The following is a 21,607-nucleotide window of genomic DNA, read 5'->3' on the forward strand; positions in this document are numbered from 1 at the left end:
CCTATCCGTGATAAGTTAGAGTAATTTCAGCTCAGCCAGCAGCTTGTACATAATGACTGCCGCTTCGGCTCTTGTGGAAGAATCCTTGGGCTTCAAAAACTGTCCGCTGCCCTGCACCAGCTTCTTGTCAACCGCCGCAGCTACGGATTCCCGTGCCCATTGGCTAATGGTGCCGTTGTCCTTAAATCCGGAGAGTACTGCCTGAAGCTTGACTGAGTCCGCAGCAGATGCCGGGCTGTGGGCAGTAGTGCTGTCAATCGCCCGCATCAGCATCACCATCATCTGTTCACGGGTCAGCGGAGCATTGCCGTGGAAAAGCCCTGCGTCTCCGGTTACAATTCCTGCCGCCGCTGCTGCTTCCACATACGGGTAAGACCAGTGCGCAGCGGAAACATCACGGAAGGTTGGCTTATCCGTATGTACCGGTTGGAGTCCAAGAGCTGCTGTCAGCAGCTTGGTGAATTCAGCCCGGGTCAGTACAGCTTTTGGCGCAAATACGGTTCCGTTCATTCCGTTCACGATGCCTCTTGCTGCCAGGACCTCCACATCTTGCTGTGCCCAGTGGCCTGAAATATCCGTGAATTGTGCCTCGCGCAGCATGACCGCGTACAGCCCAGAGGCTGATATCTTAGCCTGAACAAAACCGTCCTCCGCCGCAGTCACCCCGCCAATATAGCTCCAGATGCCTTTGTCCGGATTGTAGCTGTAGATTCCAAGCTTCTCCCGCTTGGACGTCCAAGGCTCCTCCTGCGGATACCGGACCGCCAACTTGGCCGGGATCAGGAATGGAGCGCTCGCTTGCACCTGCCAGGCGGAACCAGCCTTGAGCAGCTTTTTGCCGCTTGCATCCAGCAGTTCCTTCGTTTCCAGTTCAGCCTGGGCCAGGCTTACGCTGGTATTGTCCGGGAAGGTTCCAGCAGATATTTCCAGCCGTGCCCAACCATTCACTGCAGACAAGATGCCGCCTGAACTTCCAATAATCCGGCTGTCTTTGGCTCCGGTAATCACAGGGATCTTAGTCCCCGGAGCCGGACCCGGGTTAGCGTCTGGGCCTGGATTTGGGGTTGCACCTGGCGGTGGAGTCGTTTCCGGCCCAGGAGTCGGGTTGGGGTTTTCTTTTAAATCCACTGATTCTATGTAATCGTCCTTCTTGCTGTACAGCAGCTTGTTCCCGCTAATTCCGATCAGCTTCACCCCGGCATCTATCGGCAGCGGTTTTACTGCATATGTAGTGAGGTCTACCTGCTTCAGAGTGACAGCATCGTCAACCTCCTCCTGGAACACAGCTTGTTCTTCACCTATGGACATAAAGGCATATTCAGTTCCCCCGGCTTTCATCCCGGTGAGATCCACTGGCTGTGCCGTGAGGTCTTTGATGTTCAGTAGTACATATTTGCTTCCTGTGGCACTGTTTTTCTGCTTGTACAGCACGTGGCTGCCGTTAAAAACAAACCAGTCCACCGCATTCGCACCACCCAGGCTAACCAGTGGGCGGGTGACGCCACTGCTCACATCCAGCAGGCTAAGGCCCCCGTCACGGGCATTCTTGTAGACGACATTTCCGCCGGCCAGCACCGGGAAACGGCCTTCGCCCAGATCCGCTTCAACCCCGGTTGCCAGATCATGATAGATCATGCTGCCGTAATTTTTGCGTTCATACCAGACCACACCTGCGCCGTCAGTTGTCGGATTGCCGTATTGGCCGGCCTGCTTGTTGAGCTTCATCTTCTTGCCTGTCTCCAGATCGGCAGTATAGATATCCCAGTGAAGTGAAGATCCCGGCTCACTTCCCTTGTCCGCCCACACCGCAACTGCTCCATGCACATAAGGCGCATCCTTGGCGGATGGACCGGATGTAAGCACCGTATTTGCGCCACTGCGTTGATTCAGCGCGTGCACCTGCTTAACTCCGTCTGCATCCGGTTCCAGCCATAACAGCCGATCACCCGATACGCTATAGTCCGTTCTGCCCGGGTTGGCCGCCGTCACAGCCGCAGCCGAAACCGATGCCTGCCCTATGCCCAGACCACTGCCGGCAAGCCCCCCAAGCAAAATCACCGCCGCGCAAACAGCTGTAACCGTCTGCGTAAACTTCCTTTTCCTTCCGAACCTCATTCACTTCTCTCCCCCAGTGCTATTTGTAGGCACGTCAAAAAACCAAGTGCCTTGAGCGGCCCGGCTGCCCTGACATCCCTCCCGGATGAAGTAGGCCCGTGGCTTTGCGTCTCCGACTTTCGTACGGATTTGCCCTTGTTCCAAACTCGGTTTTCTGTCCTTGTATGCTTATGTAAATGAGACTTTAGATGTAGAGGACACTCTTATTATCGGAATTTATTCCTATCGACTTAAGATGTTCTATTTTTTCCTTTTTCAGGGATGCGGACAGGAAATCCGTTAATGGAGCGGAGCACGCATGGAAACTAGTAGAACAACCCGGAAGGCTAGATTGACGGATTCCTCGCCATCCATCTTGTAGATAATCAGATGGGTGCTTTACACTCGAACCTAAAGGGAACCACGACCTTACGGACTCCAGCGCCGTTATTTCAACAATCCGGGCTTTTTATTCAATCTAACGGACTCAGGAGACGCTAAGCTGGCATTTCCCGGAGCATAATGGTGGAATTGCATGAAATAGGGTCATCCGGGTCCGTAAGTGCCCGGCAAAAACCGATTTCAAGCAATTAACGGCATCTGGGTCCATTAGGGGAAGTCCCCCCTTTTTTTCAGGGGAGGCTGGGAGAACTCGATCCTCTGCTGTATGAGCCGTTTGGCTTTGTTCTCTCCTCTCTGTCCGATTCATTGCTGCGCCCCACCAAACCACACACAAAAAGCCGCCTCTCCCGAGGCGGCCTCCTACAACCGTTTATTTCACCCGTCACATTCACTGCTCATACTTACTTGCAAAAGCTGGTAACGTACTGTTTTCCTTACTTGCCTCCGCTGCCTGCTGCCTTACTTCCTTGCTCGCCTTACTTCCCGCTCGCCTTACTTCCCGCTCGTCTTGCTTCCCCCTCGTCTAACTCCCCGCTTGTACCCTGCCAGCCCATCTACTGCGCAATCTGCTCGCGGATGCTCGCGAGGATTTTCTTCTCCAGCCTCGACACCTGGACCTGCGAGATGCCGAGGCGGCTGGCGACTTCGGATTGGGTCTGGTCGCGGTAGTAGCGCAGGTAGACGATCAGGCGCTCGCGCTCGGTCAAGGCCCCGATGGCCTCATTGAGTGCGAGCTTGTCGAACCAGCGCTCCTGCGTCTCGTCGGCAATCTGGTCGATCAGCGTGATCGGATCGCCGTCGTTCTCGAAGACGGTCTCGTGGATCGAAGTCGGCGGCTTGTTGGCCTCCTGGGCGAACACGATTTCTTCGGGTGTGACCCCCAGCGCCTCCGCGACTTCGCCGATGGTCGGCAGCCGGTCCAGCGTTTTGGACATTTCGTCCTTCATTTTGCGGACCCTGTTGGCCATCTCCTTGAGAGAACGGCTGACCTTGAGGGTGCCGTCGTCCCGGAGGAAACGCTGGATCTCGCCGATAATCATCGGCACGGCATAGGTGGAGAATTTGACCTCATAGCTGAGGTCGAATTTATCTACGGACTTCAACAGTCCGATACAGCCGATCTGGAACAAATCGTCAGGCTCATACCCGCGGTTCATAAACCGCTGCACCACCGACCAGACGAGGCGGATATTGCAGTTGACCAGCGTGTCGCGGGCCAGATTATCTCCGGCTTGACTGAGTGCGATCAGACGTTTGACCTCCGCATCGTCCAAATAGGTCGGCGGAGCTTTTTTTGACTCTGCATCCATGGCTCCAACCCCTAATTGTATAAAGCTTTTTTCGAGACGATGGTTTTCTTCATTGAAATGGAGGTACCGCGCCCCGGTTCACTTGTGACTTCGAATTCATCCATGAAATTTTCCATAATCGTAAAACCCATGCCCGAGCGCTCCAGCTCCGGCTTGGACGTATACAGCGGCTGCTGGGCCAGCTCCAGATCCTCAATGCCCCGGCCCTTATCTTCAATCGTGAGATGCACAGTTTCATGCTCGATGGAGGCAGAGATGCTGACAATGCCTTCAGGATCACTGTCATACCCGTGGATAATACAGTTGGTGACCGCCTCCGACACAACCGTCTTCAGGTCATTCAGCTCCTCCATCGTCGGATCGAGCCGGGAGACAAAAGCCGCCACCACCACGCGCGCGAACGATTCGTTCTCCGACAATGCGGCAAACTGGACGTTCATGAAGTTACCCGCTTCGCTTTTAGTCATAACGCAACCTCCAAATCCGAGAGTGCAGCGCTCTCGTCGTCATATAGGGGCATGATTTTGAACAAGCCCGACATTTCCAGCAGCCTTTGTACAGGCGGTGCAGCATCACAGACGACCATTTTCCCGCCTTTGCTGCGGATCAGCTTGTACCGCCCGAGAATGACGCCCAGCCCTGAGCTGTCCATAAACTGCAGTTCCTTCAGGCTGAGAATCAGATGCTCCACCTGGCCCCGCATAATGGCTTCATCCATATCCATTCGTACATATTCGGCTGCATGATGATCCAGCTCTCCAGACAGCCGGACAATCAGCACACCCCGGTGATGCTCCATCTCCACATGAGAATTCATGCTTGCCACTCTCCTCTTCGTTGCTTTGAAAAACCGTCCTGCACATCAGTTCTTTCCCCTACAAGGACAAGGTTTTCTACGCGGGAAATCTATAATCCTGCCTCACGACAAAACTAGAAGAAAACCCCTACGAATCAACAGAAAGCCTGAGGCCAATCTACAAAAAAACCGAATTTAATCCACCCTGAACATAGAGCCTGCGGTCCTTTTGAACAGCTTCCACCAGCCTGCCTTCGGCACATCCGTGTCTGCTTTCAGCTCATATTCCTTGATCTTGTCCGTGCCCTGATATACGACCAGCTTGCCGACGGCTTGTCCTGCCTTTACAGGAGCTTTTATGCTTTCGGGCACAACCAGCTCATGGCGGATGCCTTCCTGGGTGATTCCTTTTTTCAAAAGCACACTATACGTTTCCTTTGCAGTCAGCGGCAGCTTTGTCTTTACACCTTTCTCAATCTTCACATTGCCAATGGCTTCTCCCGCTTTGTGGATCGTATGAACCTTGTACTGGGAAAAGAGATAATCGAACATCCCCGACACTTCGCTGTTGCGCGTTTTGGTGTTAGGTTCGCCTAAGACAACCGCGATGGCACGCAGTCCGTCTCTGGCAGCAGTTGCGGAGAGGCAAAACTTGGCTTCCGCCGTATAACCGGTTTTCAGACCGTCAGCCCCCGTATAAAAGCGCACCAGCTTGTTGGTATTCACCAGCCAGAACGGCTTGGTCGTATCCTTGCGCAGATAATCCTGGTAGGAGCCGGTGTACTTGATAATCCGTTCATGCTTCAGCAGCTCCTTACTGATGACGGCAATGTCATGCGCGGAGGAATAATGATTCTCGGCCGGCAGACCGTTGCAGTTGGCAAAATGCGTGTCCTTCAGGCCAAGCTCCCCGGCCCTTTGATTCATAAGATCCACAAAAGCGCTCTCCGATCCGGCCAGCTTCTCGGCCATTGCCACAGAAGCGTCATTACCCGAGGCCATCGCAATGCCCTTGAGCATTTCATCCACAGTCATTTCTTCGCCGGGCTCCAGAAAAATCTGCGACCCGCCCATCGACGCGGCATATTCGCTCGTCCGCACCTTATCAGTCAATTGCAGCTTGCCTTCATCCAGTGCTTCCACGGTCAGCAGCATGGTCATGATTTTGGTAATGCTTGCCGGCGGCAGCTTATCATGGCTGTTTTTCTCATAAACCACCGTGCCCGTGTTCGCATCCATCAGAATCGCGGAGCGCGCTCCGGGCGCGAGATTCACAACAGCGGCGTTTTTGCCGGTGTCCTTGGCTTTGGCTTTTTCCTCTGCATACGCGCCTGAAGCTGATCCCAGAACCGAAGCAGCAACACACAGCACGAGCAGTACATAACGCATTTTTCTCACGATGGTTCCCCTCCTGAACATTAACCTTCATTTCACAGGTACTGTGTTCCAGTCTGGTCAGAACGGGTGAAAATTATTCCATTTAACTGTAAAAATGCGCGGCAACATCGTTCAATCTGCTGGCGTGGAAATTTTGAAGGCTATTGTGCTTGTGTGATAAGCCAAGTGGAAACGGCTACGCCGGCCTTAAAAAAGCTTATGCTTCCGAAGCAGCGATACTTCGTATCGCTTTCAGGTACCCGTTTCAGCGAGAAATAGAAGGGTACTTTATGGCGCTCAGCATATAAAGCCTTATATTTTGAAAATGGCTGCTAGTCTCCGGGAGAAACACTGCTCCGAACCGCGGTTCGTTCACTGTAGCTGACGGCAGGACGGCTGCCTCCATGATGTCCCAGGTACAATTTGGACAGCAGCGGGAAGCGGCTGATCCACAGGGCGGCGAGCAGCGGGACACCTACGCCAACCAATGTAAAAGGCACGAGGCCGTAGTCTGCGCCGACCAGATATTTTAGCGCGTAATTGACCGGCAGATGCAGATACATGATGGCGATCGTATTGCGGCCCAAATTGCCCAGCCATTGCAGCTGAAAATGCCTGGATAACCAGTACACCCCGGCGCAAATGGTCAGGGAGACCAGCAGCGGAATGAAAAGATCCAGCACCACAGCATCATATTCCTTGTATTTCATATTCAGGCTATAGTGAATCATTCCGGCACGCTCCAGAGCAAAAACACCTGCACACAGCGGGAGCAGCAGCGGCAATGTAATCCGGCGGCGGATCAGCGCGGGGATCGCTTTTTTGCCATAATAGCCGACAGCATAATAAGTCACAGCCAATAGGGAAACGTCGATGTTCCAGGGAAGGTTGAAGGTGTGGAGCGAAGTGAGAGAGATCAGATGGGATAGTGAATAAGCGGCGGTGATCAGAAGGAGCTGTGTTCTCATCGGGTAACGGACGATATATCCAAACAGCAATTGGGTAAAAAGCAGACAGGTGATGAACCAGAATACACCGTACGGGCCGGTCAGCGACAATCCCCCGTAGAGCAGCCTGGCGATATTTTCGGCAAAGTCTCTAAAATTGAAGCTGAAGAGCAGCAGCACAGTGGCGATCAGCATTCCATAGGCTGCATAGGGTGTCATCAGACCTTTGGTCCGTTTGGCCGCCCAGCCCAGGTACCGGCAGGAATCTACCGGTTTGAAGACCAGCCCGCTGAGTATAAAGAACAACGGCATCCGGAACCAGGACAGATAATGGTTGGCTGCCGCATCGCCGGAGTGCCCCATGACCACAAAAATAATGCTGAAACCCTTGGCCGCGTCAATCCACAGCTCTCGTTGTTTATTCACTTTTATTCCATCTCCTCCCAGTTCAGATTTATATTTATTGTAATTATAGGGGAGTTTACTTTTCATTTCAAACCAAAAGTTACTTTTTTGTCATAATTGAATCAGAAGTCGCAGATGGAACAGGGGTAGGACCTTTTGTAAAACAGCCGCTTCTGGGTGCTTCGGTTGAGGGGTTAGAAATAGGCCTGGAAGTGGTCTATATAGGAGCGTTGAACTAAGTTTTTCAAGTTGCGGGAAGTCTCGCGAGTAAGCTGTGTGGTACAGACGGCGGGGTATGTGGGGCAGACGGCGGGGTGTATGGGGCAGACGGCGGGGTGTATGGGGCAGACGGCGGGGTGTATGGGGCAGACGGCGGGGTGTGTGGGACAGACGGCGGGGTGTGGGGACAGACGGCGGGGTGTGTGGGACAGACGGCGGGGTGTGGGACACTCGGCGGGGTGTATGGGGCAAACGGCGGGGTGTGTGGGGCAGACGGCGGGGTGTGGGGGACAGACGGCGGGGTGTGTGGGAAGAAGGGGGGATCCTGGCGCCAGTGCGGGATAATCAAAGGTCGTTCGACCTTTGATTTGAGTCCCGGGTAGTGTCCAAAAAAAGTTGTGTAAGTGAATTACCTTCTTGGCGCTTCATAAGCTGGTTAAGTTAGCAAGTTAAGTGGAAAAAGTATCACTAATATGACCGAGCATCAAGTAACTCGGTAGCTAAGTGGAAAAAGTATCACTAATTCACCCCAATTCGCCCCAGATAAAGGATTAGCGCTGAATTAAGTTCCCTTTTTCCACCTAACCCTCGCGATTTCTTGATTTTCGAGAAATTTAAGTTCCCTTTTTCCACTTGGCTTGCCGCCGGGAGGCCCCCGTGCAGGGAAATCAAAGGTATTTCTACCTTTGATTCTGTCCCTGGTGCCCCTACGGTGCATATCAAAGGTATTTTTACCTTTGATTCCGTCCCTGGCGCCACGGCGGTGCATATCAAAGGTATTTTACCTTTGATTCCGTCCCTGGCGCCCCGGCGGCGCAAATCAAAGGTATTTTTACCTTTGATTCTGTCCCTGGCGCCCCGGCGGCGCAAATCAAAGGTATTTTTACCTTTGATTCTGTCCCTGGTGCCCCTACGGTGCATATCAAAGGTATTTTTACCTTTGATTCTGTCCCTGGTGCCCCTACGGTGCATATCAAAGGTATTTTTACCTTTGATTCCGTCCCTGGCGCCACGGCGGCGCATATCAAAGGTATTTTTACCTTTGATTTCGTCCCTGGCGCCCCGGCGGCATTCAATTCAAAGAGCCACCCGTCTCCGGGTGGCTCCAAACTTACTGCTAGTACAAATGGCAGGATACCTGATGTCCCGAGTCCAGCTGGCGCAGCACCGGCTCGTCCTTGCGGCATTTGTCCATGGCGAAGGGACAGCGGGGATGAAAAGCACAGCCGGAGGGCGGTGTCTCCGGGTTCGGCACGTCGCCGGTCAGCACAATCCGCGACTTTTTGAGTCCCGGATTCGGCACCGGCACGGCGGACATCAGGGCCTGCGTGTACGGATGCAGCGGCTTCGCGAACAGCTCCTTGGTCGGAGCAAGCTCTACGATGCGGCCCAGATACATCACCGCCACCCGGTCGCTGATAAATTTCACGACCGAGAGGTCATGGGAGATGAACATGTAGGTCAAACCGTACTGCTCCTGCAGATCCTGCATCAGATTGAGCACCTGTGCCTGAATCGATACATCCAGCGCGGAGACCGGCTCATCGCAGACGATGAACTTTGGATTCAGCGCCAGCGCGCGGGCAATACCGATCCGCTGCCGCTGGCCGCCTGAGAATTCATGCGGGAAGCGGTGGGCCTGATAAGGCGATAGACCCACGACTTGCATCAGCTCCTCGACACGGCTTTTCAGCTCATTGCTCTTGGCCGCTCCATGCGTCCGCAGCGGCTCCTCCAGGATGCGCTGCACGGTCCAACGCGGGTCCAGCGAAGCATATGGGTCCTGGAACACCATCTGCATATCGGTGCGGAACCGTCGAAGCTGCTCGGTATCCAGGCTGCGGACATCTGTGCCGTCAAACAGAATCTCGCCGTCCGTCGGCTCAATCAGCCGCAGGATAGCCCGGCCCGTGGTGGACTTGCCGCAGCCGGATTCACCAACAACAGCAAGGGTTTCTCCCTTCTCTACAGAGAGGGTGATGCCATCCACTGCTTTTACAGCCCCCACCTGTTTGGCGAAAAAGCCTTTGCGGATCGGATAATGCTTCTTCAAATTGCGGACTTCCAGAATGGCGCTCATGATACCTCCTCCTGCTGCAGCAGACATCGGCAGCTGTGTCCTGGCCGGATTTCAAGCAGCTCCGGGCGTTCTGCCCAGCAGCGGTCAACCGCCGCCGGGCAGCGTGGTGCGAACCGGCAGCCGGATGGCAGATTGGCCGGATTCGGGACCTGTCCCGGGATCGAGGTCAAGCGGTCATTCTCCCCGGCAAGCTGGGGCAGCGAAGCAAGCAGCCCTTGTGTGTAAGGATGCAGCGGCTTACCGAACAGTGTCGCCACATCCGCCTCCTCGACAATCTGGCCTGCGTACATGATCACGACCCGGTCGCACATTTCGGCCACGACGCCCAGATCATGGGTAATCATCAGAATGGACATCCCTTCGGTCTGCTGCAGCTCGCGCATCAGATCGAGAATTTGCGCCTGGATCGTCACGTCCAAGGCTGTCGTCGGCTCATCGGCAATCAGCAGCTGCGGACTACAGACCATCGCCATGGCGATCATCACGCGCTGGCGCATCCCGCCGGATAGCTGGTGGGCATACTGCTGGGCGATTTTTTCCGGACGGGGAATTCCGACCTTGCGCAGCATTTCAACCGCACGCTCGTCCGCTTCCTTCTTGCTCAGCTTCAGATGAAACCGGGCGGATTCGGAAATCTGCCGGCCAATCTTGAACACCGGATTCAGCGAGGTCATCGGCTCCTGAAAAATCATCGCAATCCGGTTGCCGCGGATACCCCGCACTTCCTTCACCGGCATCTTCAGCATATCCTTGCCTTCAAAACGGATCTGCCCGGCGGCAATCCGGCTGATCCGCTTCGGCAGCAGCTGCATGATCGACAGCGAGGTGATGCTTTTACCGCAGCCGGATTCGCCGACGATGCCCAGCGTCTCCCCTTTGCGCACGGACAGGCTGATGCCGTCAACCGCACGGATCGTACCCGCAGCCGTTGAAAATTCGGTGCACAGCCCGGAGACTTCAAGCAGTTCTGTCATCTTTATCCCTCCCGGCATTAGATTTATATTAGTCTGTATTTGAGCAGGCGAGACACCTTCTATCCTGCAATTCATTTTCACGCTTCTATTCGCATTCTCAAGGGCGCCGCAGCGGCATGGAGATTCTGTTGTATTTTCTACAGCAGATTCCCCCCCATTTAGCCAGAAAACAGATTCTATTGCACTTTGTACAGCAGAAAGCAGCGAAAAACGCGTTTTTACTTATAAATCGATAATTCTGTTGCACGAAATACAGCAGATGGCGATTTCACCCCAAACAATGAACTTTCTATTGCACCAAATGCAATCAGTTACACAAATCCCTTACCATATATATCGTAACATCAATCCCACTCAGACTTTCGGCGTAAAATTTGTCAGTAAACTTCACGTTCCGAATTATTTTCCGCTCTCTTCGACTCCAAGATACTTCAGGGCGGTCAACGCATATACCTTGGCGCACTGGATGATCTGCCAGACCGGCGCTTTTTCATTGAAATTATGAATGGTGGACAGCTCAGCCGGGCCGTATTGCAGCACCGGAATCTGATGGGTCCGGAAATGGCGGGCATCGCTGGAGGCCCATTGCAGCACTCCGTAGGCTTCTTCGCCGCTTACCTCGCAGATACTCTCCACCAGATTGCTGACAATCGGCTCTTCCGTAGAAGTCCAGTTGGCATTGCCCTGGAAGCCGAAGCCTTTGACCTCGGACTCGATGCCCGCTTCAAGCAGCAGTGAACGCGCACGGTCCAGCACATCACGGTAATCGACGCCAAAAGGAACCCGCGAATCTACCTGCACCGTACACCGGTCAGCCACCACGTTCACTTTTGTCCCGCCCTGAATCGTTCCGATGTTGACCGTCACATGGTCGAACACCTGGTAAGCGATGGAGCCGTCCTGTTCACGTTCCTTCACATAATCCTGGGAGATGCGGATGATCTCCTGAACCTCCTCCGGAATATCGGGCTTGATGTCCCATAAACGCTGCAGGGCTTCAATCCCTTTGGCCGCTTTGACAATCGCGCTCTCGCCCACCACCGGGGCCAGGCTTCCATGTCCGGGAGTGCCTTCCACTGTGAATTCGAACCAGCAGCTGCCTTTCTGGCCAATGGTCGGATTCAGCGGGCCGGAAGGCTCAGCGATGACGGCAGCCGTTCCTGTGACCAGTTCACGCTCAAGCACCCACGGCACACCCAGGTGGCCGCCGGTTTCTTCATCCGGCACTACCAGCAGCGCCAGATCGCCGCGCAGGGGAACGCCCAGTCTGGACAGCAGCCCCATGGCATAGATCAGCCCGGCCAATCCGGCCTTCATGTCAGAGGCGCCTCTTCCCAGCAAGTAGCCATCGACGATGTCGCCGCAGAACGGATCGAAATCCCAGCGCGACCGGTCACCGGCGGGAACCACATCTGTATGTCCGCAAAAGATCAGTTTTTTATCCGAAGGCTCCGCAGCCCCGGTTTTCAGCGTTGAGACGAGGTTCAGCATCGTTTCGGTGGCCGGATGCACCTCTGTATCTATCCCTGCCTGCTTCAGATACTCCATGATAAAGCTGCTGATGTCCCGCGAGTCGCCCGGAGGATTCTCAGAGGGAAAACGGATCAGCTGTGAACACAGCTCCAGCAATTGCTCCTGCTCCGCATCAATCGCGCTCAGCACCTTGCTTTTCCAGTCTGTCATGAGTTCCAATCTCCTTTATGTCCGCTGTAATTTGGAAAAAGAGGGACCGCAGCCGCCAAGGCCCGTCCGCTCTTTTGTCAAAATATAAGTCTTGTTTGATCTGAAGTGCCGCTAATGAGCAGCATGGATGTCTGCTGTGCGTATTACTCCTGAATCGACAGCGGGTAGAAGCGGATGACTTCATCCGGATAGAACGCGTAGCCGCTGATCTTGTTGCTCATGCCGACAATGCGGTTGTATTCATACAGGTAAGCCCATGGTGCTTCCGTTGTAATGATCTCCTGAGCCTGCTTGTACAGCTCTGCGCGTTTGGCTGCGTCTGTCTCGGTATTGGCCTGCTCCCACAGCTTGTCTACTTCGGCATTCTGGTAATTGTTGTAGTTGGAAGAGCCTTTGCCGTACATCAGGAATCCGAGATGATAACCCGGATCGTTGACAAAAGAAGTCCATTTGGAGATATACGCGGTCAGGTTCTTTGTTTTCTGCTGCTCCAGGAACTGGGCGCGGGCCAGCTTGTTGATGTTCATGGTGACGCCGATTTTGGCCAGCTCTGCCTGAATCAGGACCGCATCATCTTCCCAGTCATCGAAGCCGGAGCCGAGCGTGAAGTCAAAGGTAAACCCTTTTTCGTAGCCCGCTTCCTTGAGCAGTGCCTTCGCTTTATCCAGATTATGCTCATAGACATAACCTGCATCCGAGAAGCCCGGCGTATTGCTGGCCACCGAACTCTTCATCTGCTTGGCCTGTCCGTACATTACACCAGTCAGCAGTTCGTCATAGGGAATCGCGTAGTTGATCGCCTGGCGGACTTTTTCATTGTCAAAAGGCTTCACTTTGTTGTTCATCGCAAAATAGAGAATCCGGTTGCTCGCATTGGAGGCTACAGTCAGATTGCTGTTGCTCTTCAGGGTATCAACATCCTTCGGCGGAATTTCAATCGCCATGTCAACATCGCCTTTGTTCAGCAGCAGCACACGGTTGGAAGCTTCCTTGGTGAACTTCATCGTCACCTTGCCGAGCTTCGGCGCACCCTGCCAGTAATCATCGTTCGGTGTAAAAACGGCCTCGGTGGCCGGGTCCCATTTCTCAAGGGTGAACGGACCGGAGCCGGCCGCATGGGTCTTGAGGTAGTCGGCGCCTTGGGCTTCAACCGTCTTCTTGTCCACAATGGAGAAGGTATACATCGCCAGAATCTGCAGGAAATTATGATTGGCATTCGTCAGGGCGATTTCAACGGTGGAATCATCTTTGGCGGTTACGGTTTTAATGGCTGCCATTCCGTAGAGAAAACTGCCGGAGCTGGACTTCGCCACACGGTCAAGAGAATACACCACCGAATCTGCATCTACAGGATTGCCGCTCTGGAATTTCACGCCAGATTTCAGCTTAAAGGTATAGACGGTATTGTCGCTGGACACTTCCCAGCTCTCGGCAAGCATGGGCTTAATGTCTTCGGTGTTGGCGATATTTGCGCCATTGTCGGACTTGATGCCGTAGGTGACGAGCTGGTCGTATGCCGCCAGCACCAGGGTATCCGAGGTCAAATCGTTGGCTTCCGCCGGATCAAGCGTTGTACCGCCTTCAGAATAAGCGACCGTCAGAAAAGGCTTGGCTGCAGCCGCCGGTGCTGCGGTGCTCTCAGCAGCCGTAGTGGCAGCAGGCGTCTGTGGATTGGCGCTGCTTGCGCAGCCTGCCAGCAGGATTGAAAAAGCGGTGAGTGTGGACAGCAGTTTTACTCTTTTCATCAATAATTCCTCCCTTTTCTATACACTGGCTACAAACAAGATGCTGCTGATTTATCTATACCGGGCTGTATATTCGGAGCACTGGCGGCACCGGCCACCGGCGCTCCTTTTATTTGCCCGAACGCAACCGTGGATCAAGCACATCCCGGAACCCGTCGCCGAGCAGATTAAAGCCAAGAATCGAGGTGGCAATCCCGAGGCCCGGGAAGGTGACCAGCCACCATTGGCCGGAGATAATATACTCCCGGCCTTCCGAGATCATCGCGCCCCACTCGGCGATCGGAGGTTTGACGCCTAGGCCGAGAAAGCTGAGGCTCGATGCCGTCAGGATGGCGAAGCCCATTCCCAGCGTGGCCTGTACCATCAGCGGGGCGAGGGCGTTTGGGAGAATATGCCGGTAAAGAATTACCGAGTTCTTCACCCCGATGGCCCGGCTCGCTTCCACATATTCCTTTTCCCGGAGCGAGACGGTCTGGCCGAACATCAGCCGCGCAAACTCCGGAATGCCGACGATGCCCACGGCGATCATCGCACTGGTCAGGCCCGCCCCGATGGAAGCAGCGATCGCCATGGACAGTACAAGCGACGGAAAGGAGAGCAGAACATCCATCAGACGCATGATAATCGTTCCGGTCCTCCCACCGTAGTAGGCAGCTACCCCGCCAAGCGGGACCCCGATCAGAAACGAGATGGCTACGGCGATGAGGCCGGTCCAGATGCTGATTCGTGCTCCGTAGAGCACCCGGCTGAAAATATCCCGTCCGAAGTTGTCCGTTCCGAACCAATGGCTGCCGGAAGGTGCCTGCAATTTGTTCGCCATGTCTGTCAGATAGGGATCATGCGGAGCAATCCATGGTGCGATCAGCGCGGTCACGGTCCAGATCACAATGAGGACAAGGCCGATTGCGGCAAGCCGGTTATGCAGAAGCAGGCGGATCAGTGTTTTGGGTTTGTGAGCAGCTGCGGGCGCTGAAGGACTGCCCTGGGCTGAGTGTGCTGCCGTGCTCAATCTAATCTCCTCCTTGTCTGTTTATTCATAGCGGATCCGCGGATCAATCAGGCCGTAGATCAGATCAACCGCCAGGTTGATGCCGCAGTAGAGGATGGCGCTGACCAGCGTAAAGGCTTGAATCGGCGCATAATCCGCAGCCAGAATGGAGTCCGTAACATAGCCGCCGATACCCGGCCAGGAAAAGATGGTCTCGGTGATCACCGCGCCTCCCATCAGATAACCAAACTGCAATCCGAGTACCGTCAGCGTTGGAATCAGAGCGTTGACCAGCGCGTGCTTGTAAATAACGGCGGATTCCTTGAGTCCTTTGGCCCGGGCGGTACGGACGAAGTCCTGATCGACGACCTCCAGCATGCTGGAGCGGGTCATCCGGGCCACAATGGCCATCGTGCCTGTGCTAAGGCAAATCGCCGGAAGCACCAGGTGGACGATACTGCTTTTTAGCGCAACCATATCTCCCGATAAAATGCTGTCCAAAACATACAATCCGGTAATATGCGACGGCGGATTCAAGTCCCCGCTGATTCGCCCCATCGGAGCAGGCGCCCAGCCAAGAATGGAATAAAAGATATAAATGAACATCAGACCGAGCCAGAAGATTGGTACACAAGCGCCTATCAGTGAAAAGACACGTGAGATATGGTCCAGAACCGACTCCTTGCGGGTAGCAGCGATAATGCCTACAGGAATCGCCACCAGAATAGCGATCAGAATGCTCGCAATCGTCAGCTCCAGCGTCGCCGGGAACCGCGTGGCCAGATCACTTGCGACCGAATGCCCCGTATGATAGGCGTAGCCGATATTCCCCTGGAACAGCTGTCCGAAATAACTGAAGAATTGAATGTACAGCGGCTTGTCCAGTCCCATGTCCTGGCGGATTTTGTTGACTGTCTCCTCCGGGGCCTGTTCCCCGGCCAGCATGATTGCAGGATCGCCCGGCAATACTCTGGAGAGAATGAACGTGATCACGATAATCCCGAGCAAGGCCGGAATCATCTGCGCCAGTCTTTTTAATGTGTAAGCAAACAATGAATCAACCCCCTTAAGGCTCTGTTATCTTCATATTCTCAGCCGCACCTGTGCTGCTGCCGCAGGCTCCATGTCAGGTACCATGCGGTTTTTTGAATCTCTGTAGTAGTTGTGCTAATTCTACATAGATTTTGAACCCCTCACTACGTCCCGTTCAGCTAAAAAAAAGCACAACCGTTTGTCGATTGTGCACTACAACCATGCTTATATGTCATCTTTTCTGACGCGAAAGCCATAAAAATGTCAATCCATTCTATTTTTCCTGCAGGTAGTAGTAGATCAGGCACAAATGACAGACAAACTGCTCGCGCGGATCATTCAGATCAAAGCCCGTAATGTCGCGGATGCGCTCCAGTCTGTATTTGACCGAATTGCGGTGGATATAGAGGCTGTTCGCCGTCTCAATCAGGCTCCCCCGGCATTCCAGATAATGATAAAAGGTCAGCAGCATGTTGCTGTCATGCTCCTGGTCATACTGCCGCAGCTTGCCCAGCTTGCGCTCGAACAAGGCGGCAAAGCCCTCTCCGCTCAGCCCCTCCAGCAGATGATATACCTCGATCTCTTCGTAGCGGGTCACCCCGCCCGTCCCCTGGCCCAGGCGTTTGGCGACGGACAGCGCTTTGCGGGCTTCATTGTAGCTGGTCTGAATATCCCAGAGGTATTCCGGTGTCCCCACTCCCGTCCGGTAGCCGCCCAGACCTTCCGCTTTGTCCGACAGCCAGCCTTCCAGTGTCACCGCCCACGATGTTCCCTTGTCGCCGGCAACGCCGAATTTGCGGCCTTCCGGCGTCGGCAGAAACAGCACCGCCCGGTTCGAACGGAATTCCGCATGGGGGGTGACGCCGCGTTTGCGCGCTTCCTGCTCCAGCAGCCGGTTCACCGTCTCTTCATTCGGCGCAGTCTCCCCTTCAATCACGGCTACCTCCCATTTATGCTCGGGATTCATGCCCAGCTGGCGCGCCCGGCGCTCCACCTCATGCCTGGAGGGCAAAGGAGGCGTAAGCAGCTCATCAATGAAGTTGCCGCGCAGCCGGAACTCCGTATCCTCGGCTACTTTTTTCCGCATCAGCTCCAGGGCGAACACGAGCCGGGCCTGCTCAATCCCGACCTCCTCCATATCATCCAGCTGTTCTTTATCCACCAGCAGCCTGGCTACCGTCCGCCGGTCGACATGAATATTCCAGCTCAGCGGCCGCTCCGCCAGCGACCAGTCGAACTGGGACGGCGAAGAAACGATGATGTTCCGCTCCGTATCCAACAGAGCTACGGGCGCTTTTAAGAAATCAGCCACATTGTCACTCACCGCCTGTATCCCGCTATTCTCCAGCACCATCGTGGTCAGTGTCCGGTAGACTTCCTCCGCACGGCGGAGCAGCATCGCCTGGCGGCCCAGCAGCAGCTCCATGACAGGCTGTGTAATATCCGTATAGGGGATTTCCGGCGGAATCTCCACAATCGGCAGTCCGCAGTCATTGCTCGCCTCAATCGCCCCCTGCGGAATTTCCTTGAGGAAACGCGCCGGCTTAATCGCCAGCGCCGCTGCGCCTAATTGGTCCAAGGTGTAGATCAGCTCGGTCAGCAGCGAAGGATCATGGCGGATAGAATACGCTGTGGTCAGCAGCATCACGCCTTCGCTGATCCAGCCCTTCAAATCAGGAACCTCCATAACATCCACAAATCTCACCACCCGGTCCAGCCCCTGCATCCCGCTAATCACGGTCGCTTTGGACAGAATCGGAAGCTGCATCAGCTCTCTTAAGGTTATGCCCCGGGTATTCATTGGTCCCTTCCCCCTTCTGCTGTCTTCAGTATTTCATGAATTTTCATGGAATATGCCAAACTTCAACTTCCGAATAGTTTATCAGAATTTGTCGAATTACCACAAGCAGAATCGGCTGTGCATTCCTCTGCAAGGGGAAATGTACGTTAAGAAGAGGAATATCAATCTATAATCGTGGTCGTGGTGGGAATACGAGGTATCAGATGGAGGCATAGGAAAACGATTAATGCGGACTCAGGAGACTATTTCGTTATTTCAAACCCGGAACGCGGCGCAAATCCTCAATTAACGGATTCTGAGTCGCAAAAACCCGCGAAAATCCTTTTAGAATCAAGGTTTTCCGCGGGTTTTTGTGTTGAATTCAGAGCCTGCCGGACTTCCCGACAATGATCAAAAAAGAAGCCATTTTTAGACGTTGGGAAGAACTCGGAAAGAACTACAGCAGAGCCAGCCCGCCCCTACCATTGACCAACTTCGCATCCATCCTCACCGCTTGATTGCTCCGTTTTCTCCAGCTCTTGTAATACCTTCTCTTTCTCCCAAATCGAGTTCAGAGCGTTCAAAAAAACTTCTTCAGACTGAGCACCTGAAATGACGTATTTATTATTAAACACAAAGGTAGGTAAGCTTGAAATATTCAAATTTCTTGCCTCGGCGATGTCTGCTTTAACCGAATCTTTATACGCATCAGATTTAAGCATTTCCGCTACATACTGTTCATTCAGCCCCGCCTCACTACCCAAGGCTACAAGTACGTTGTGGTCAGCGATATTCATGCGTTGTGAAAGGTAGGCGCGAAAAAGGCGTTCTGTTAACTCAGCTCCCTTTCCCGCTTTATCTGCAAAATGAACCAAACGATGACCATCAAAAGTATTAGCAATAACAACTTGATCATAACTGACATCGAATCCGGCTTCTTTTTTTATCATATTGGCTACATGTGCCTGCTTGGCTTTCAATTGTTCGACATTCATTCCCTTTTCCTGAGCAAGTTGTTCGTTACTAAGTGTCCTGTTCTCTGCATTAGGATCGAGTTGATAACTGCGATATACAACGTCTACTTTATCCTTCATCGTAAACATGCCCAGTGCATTCTCAAATTTTCTTTTACCTATCACGCAAAAGGGGCATCCAAAATCCGACCAAATATCGATTCTCATCGTCTATTCCTCTCAATCATTTAAGAATATTTCATCTCTTAAACCCAAAGCAATAATACATTCTTAAGCCGCTCTTCCAGCCTCAATTCTTTCTCGTATACATGTATTGATCTTGCAACCGAATCAGTACCTTGCCATAGCGTCCTCCCTCTTGAACGACAACTTTTCCTGATGGATAGGACTGCTCCAAATAGTTGGCTACAATTCGCATATTCCGCTCATCGGCAGGTAACCGGTGATGTCCTAGCCACGTCATGACTTCCTGCAAAGCCATCTCTCCAGGGATCTCCCTAGTTTTCCCTTCTGCAGTAACCAGCGTTTCGTAGGCATATCCTTTCAGATACAGTAGGTGTAGCAAATAACCCATCTCGGTAAGTTTCGATTGATAGGATTGACCGGTAACAAGCGGCCAAATTTCTTTAACTAGACTGTGCTCCGTATGAAGAACCGGCATACTGATATAACAGAACTTTCGAGCACACTGGAGTATCTTCTCCACGCTTTCCCAATTGTGAATGATTGGAATCATTGAAGCGAAGACAAGATCAAAGGTCTGGTTCCAGCCCATGGACGCTACATCAATGTCTTCAAACGGTTCGGGTACAATTTTCACTTGGCCTTCGGCGAAGTTTGCAACGTTTTCTTCCAGCAGCTCGATTAACGGGGGAGAGGTCTCTACTGCTGTTACACGGGCTCCCTTCTCTGCAAATGGAACCGAGAACACGCCCGACGCCGCGCCAATATCGAGTACTGAGGCATTTTCGAATTGTACTCCTTGTCCTTCGAGCCAGCTTATAATTCGTTTGGTTCGTTGTCTTCCTTTTTCGTTAAATGATTGTTCGTTGAATACCTTGGCTTTATGGTCAAATGACCGGGTAGGATCAATTCCGCTCTTTTTCATCCTATCGATTTTCAAATCTGACTCGTCTTTCCATACCTTTTCCCACATCGCTGCATTAAAAAAATCATCGTTCATGATTGTTCTCCTCGCTTTCCTTAAGATTTAGAGATTTCCCTAATGGATGTCCTGATTCATTCTGCCAGCTGTTCATGTTCTGGAGACTTCCCTTTACGGAGAAAAAGACCGATTCCTAACGCGATAAGCGCGACGATGACTCCAAACCAGAACGCATTGTTGATACCGGCTGCAAGTCCTTTGGTGATCTCTGACGAAGCCGATGGGTCACTTACTCCACTCAGGTACTGCTTCTGTCCTCCCGACATAATACTGATATACAGGGCCGTACCTATTGCACCGGCCACCTGCTGCAGCGTGTTCAAGATTGCTGTCCCGTGCGGGTGCAGATTCCGTGGCAGCTGGTTAAGCCCCGTTGTTTGTGCAGGCATCATGACCAGTGCGATACCAATCATCAGCGCAATATGAACGGAGACGATGAAACCCGTGCTTGTAGCTTCATTGAAACGGGTGAATTGCCACAACGAAATGACGGCAATAGTCAGCCCCGGAATGATCAAAATGCGTGGCCCGAACTTATCAAATAGCTTACCTGAAATCGGAGCCATAACCCCGTTGACAATCCCACCGGGAAGGAGGATTAGACCAGACTTGAATGCCGTTATCAAGAGTACACCTTGCATAAACATCGGAAGCATGATTGCCGATGAGAAAAATGTCATCATTAGCACAAATAGCAACACAGCGACTAGCGCAAATGTCGGGTAGCGGAACGCCCGTAAATCCATGATAGGTTGCTCTAATTTGAGCTGTCTCCAGACAAACAGCAGCAACGCAACACCGCCTACCGCGATCGTCCAGATGACTTCCGGAACCGCCCACCCATGTTCGCCAGCACTACTGAATCCGTAGACGATTCCACCGAACCCTATCGTTGACAACACGATGGATAAGAAATCTATTCGCGGTTTGGTGACCTCCGACACGTTTTTCAAAACTGCAGCTCCTACAAAAATGGAAATTAGTGCAAATGGTATAACGAGGTAAAACAGCCAGCGCCATGAAAGTCCGTCAACGATTAGCCCCGAGATAGTCGGGCCAATCGCTGGAGCAAACATGACAACGAGCCCTAACATCCCCATTGCGCCTCCCCGCTTTTCTGGCGGATAGATGGTCATAATAACATTCATGACAAGTGGCAGCAGCATACCCGTTCCCACTGCTTGAATAATCCGACCAATCAGCAATACACTGAATACCGGCGACACTGCGGAGATCACCGTACCAATAAAAAATAAACCCATTGCTGACAAGAATAACTGTCGGGTAGTAAACCACTGCTGCAAAATGGCCGTTATCGGAACGAGCACACCAACGACGAGCATGTAGGCGGTGGAAAGCCACTGAACCGTTGCTGCGGATGCGTCAAACGACTGCATTAATGCGGGGAGAGCATTACCCATTAGTGTCTCGTTCAAAGCGGCAACAAACATTCCGATGATCAGCGCAAGCATGATGGGACCGCGCCTGATGTTATTTAAATCAATCATTTAATTCTCCTCCAATTTTCTGTGTCTAAATCATTAATCCTAACCGTCATAATACGGGAGACGAAAGTGCCCTTCATTTTCTGAAACATATCCTTTATAGACTTATAATATCCATAATAAAAGCACAA

The 21,607-nt window shown here is 53.0% G+C and carries 17 protein-coding genes and 1 riboswitch; of the genes, 1 reads left to right on the plus strand and 16 read right to left on the minus strand.

All coding sequences use genetic code 11. The annotated features are described in order from the left end of the window. Nucleotides 1-15: 15 nt before the first annotated feature. The 6 genes from PRIO_RS34040 to PRIO_RS22715 all read right to left on the minus strand — a co-directional run bounded on the left by PRIO_RS34040 (nucleotide 16) and on the right by PRIO_RS22715 (nucleotide 7,352). The gene (locus tag PRIO_RS34040; protein ID WP_020430357.1) at nucleotides 16-2,115 is read right to left on the minus strand and encodes an S-layer homology domain-containing protein; all 2,100 of its coding nucleotides are present in this window, start codon (nucleotides 2,113-2,115) and stop codon (nucleotides 16-18) included. A 51-nt stretch (nucleotides 2,116-2,166) separates the two neighbouring features. Beyond that, nucleotides 2,167-2,259, minus strand: a riboswitch (cyclic di-GMP riboswitch). A 791-nt stretch (nucleotides 2,260-3,050) separates the two neighbouring features. Beyond that, nucleotides 3,051-3,806: an RNA polymerase sporulation sigma factor SigF gene (gene sigF / locus PRIO_RS22695; RefSeq protein WP_020430356.1), complete on the minus strand. Its 756-nt coding sequence runs from the start codon at nucleotides 3,804-3,806 to the stop codon at nucleotides 3,051-3,053. An 11-nt stretch (nucleotides 3,807-3,817) separates the two neighbouring features. After that, nucleotides 3,818-4,273 (minus strand): anti-sigma F factor, encoded by a 456-nt coding sequence (gene spoIIAB, locus PRIO_RS22700; RefSeq protein ID WP_020430355.1) that lies wholly within the window; start codon nucleotides 4,271-4,273, stop codon nucleotides 3,818-3,820. Further along, nucleotides 4,270-4,623 (minus strand): anti-sigma F factor antagonist, encoded by a 354-nt coding sequence (gene spoIIAA / locus PRIO_RS22705; RefSeq protein ID WP_020430354.1) that lies wholly within the window; start codon nucleotides 4,621-4,623, stop codon nucleotides 4,270-4,272. Before spoIIAA ends, spoIIAB begins: the two co-directional genes overlap by 4 nt. 174 nt (nucleotides 4,624-4,797) lie before the next feature. Beyond that, nucleotides 4,798-5,991: a D-alanyl-D-alanine carboxypeptidase family protein gene (locus PRIO_RS22710; protein WP_039789900.1), complete on the minus strand. Its 1,194-nt coding sequence runs from the start codon at nucleotides 5,989-5,991 to the stop codon at nucleotides 4,798-4,800. A gap of 320 nt (nucleotides 5,992-6,311) precedes the next feature. Beyond that, on the minus strand, nucleotides 6,312-7,352 hold the full coding sequence (locus tag PRIO_RS22715) for an acyltransferase family protein (RefSeq protein WP_046504817.1): 1,041 nt from the start codon (nucleotides 7,350-7,352) through the stop codon (nucleotides 6,312-6,314). Nucleotides 7,353-7,645: 293 nt separating this feature from the next. On the opposite strand from PRIO_RS22715, the gene PRIO_RS34045 reads away from it, so the two are divergent. Then, entirely contained in the window at nucleotides 7,646-7,933 is a 288-nt protein-coding gene (locus PRIO_RS34045) for a hypothetical protein (RefSeq protein WP_052741511.1), read from the plus strand. A 734-nt stretch (nucleotides 7,934-8,667) separates the two neighbouring features. On the opposite strand, the gene PRIO_RS22730 is transcribed toward PRIO_RS34045, so the two are convergent. From PRIO_RS22730 to PRIO_RS22775, 10 genes are all read right to left on the minus strand, one after another. Then, nucleotides 8,668-9,630: an ABC transporter ATP-binding protein gene (locus PRIO_RS22730; protein ID WP_020429674.1), complete on the minus strand. Its 963-nt coding sequence runs from the start codon at nucleotides 9,628-9,630 to the stop codon at nucleotides 8,668-8,670. After that, entirely contained in the window at nucleotides 9,627-10,604 is a 978-nt protein-coding gene (locus PRIO_RS22735; RefSeq protein ID WP_020429673.1) for an ABC transporter ATP-binding protein, read from the minus strand. Before PRIO_RS22735 ends, PRIO_RS22730 begins: the two co-directional genes overlap by 4 nt. Nucleotides 10,605-11,003: 399 nt before the next feature. Next, nucleotides 11,004-12,287 (minus strand): M20 family metallopeptidase, encoded by a 1,284-nt coding sequence (locus tag PRIO_RS22740; RefSeq protein ID WP_020429672.1) that lies wholly within the window; start codon nucleotides 12,285-12,287, stop codon nucleotides 11,004-11,006. Nucleotides 12,288-12,430: 143 nt separating this feature from the next. Next, complete coding sequence (locus PRIO_RS22745) at nucleotides 12,431-14,032, minus strand: ABC transporter substrate-binding protein (RefSeq protein WP_046504825.1); 1,602 nt, start codon at nucleotides 14,030-14,032, stop codon at nucleotides 12,431-12,433. A 109-nt stretch (nucleotides 14,033-14,141) separates the two neighbouring features. Beyond that, nucleotides 14,142-15,041, minus strand: coding sequence for an ABC transporter permease (locus tag PRIO_RS22750; RefSeq protein WP_020429670.1), 900 nt, complete (start codon nucleotides 15,039-15,041; stop codon nucleotides 14,142-14,144). A gap of 21 nt (nucleotides 15,042-15,062) precedes the next feature. After that, on the minus strand, nucleotides 15,063-16,073 hold the full coding sequence (locus PRIO_RS22755; RefSeq protein WP_020429669.1) for an ABC transporter permease: 1,011 nt from the start codon (nucleotides 16,071-16,073) through the stop codon (nucleotides 15,063-15,065). A gap of 253 nt (nucleotides 16,074-16,326) precedes the next feature. Beyond that, nucleotides 16,327-17,853 carry a PucR family transcriptional regulator gene (locus tag PRIO_RS22760; protein ID WP_020429668.1) on the minus strand — a complete coding sequence of 509 codons (1,527 nt, stop codon included), beginning with the start codon at nucleotides 17,851-17,853 and terminating at the stop codon, nucleotides 16,327-16,329. 458 nt (nucleotides 17,854-18,311) lie between these two features. After that, complete coding sequence (locus tag PRIO_RS22765) at nucleotides 18,312-19,013, minus strand: DsbA family oxidoreductase (protein WP_020429667.1); 702 nt, start codon at nucleotides 19,011-19,013, stop codon at nucleotides 18,312-18,314. A gap of 82 nt (nucleotides 19,014-19,095) precedes the next feature. Next, nucleotides 19,096-19,989 (minus strand): class I SAM-dependent methyltransferase, encoded by an 894-nt coding sequence (locus tag PRIO_RS22770; protein WP_020429666.1) that lies wholly within the window; start codon nucleotides 19,987-19,989, stop codon nucleotides 19,096-19,098. Between the two features lie 56 nt (nucleotides 19,990-20,045). Continuing rightward, nucleotides 20,046-21,479, minus strand: a complete 1,434-nt coding sequence (locus PRIO_RS22775; RefSeq protein ID WP_020429665.1) for an MDR family MFS transporter — start codon at nucleotides 21,477-21,479, stop codon at nucleotides 20,046-20,048. Nucleotides 21,480-21,607 lie beyond the last annotated feature (128 nt).

The sequence above is a fragment of the Paenibacillus riograndensis SBR5 genome, assembly GCF_000981585.1.
Lineage (GTDB): Bacteria > Bacillota > Bacilli > Paenibacillales > Paenibacillaceae > Paenibacillus_AQ > Paenibacillus_AQ riograndensis.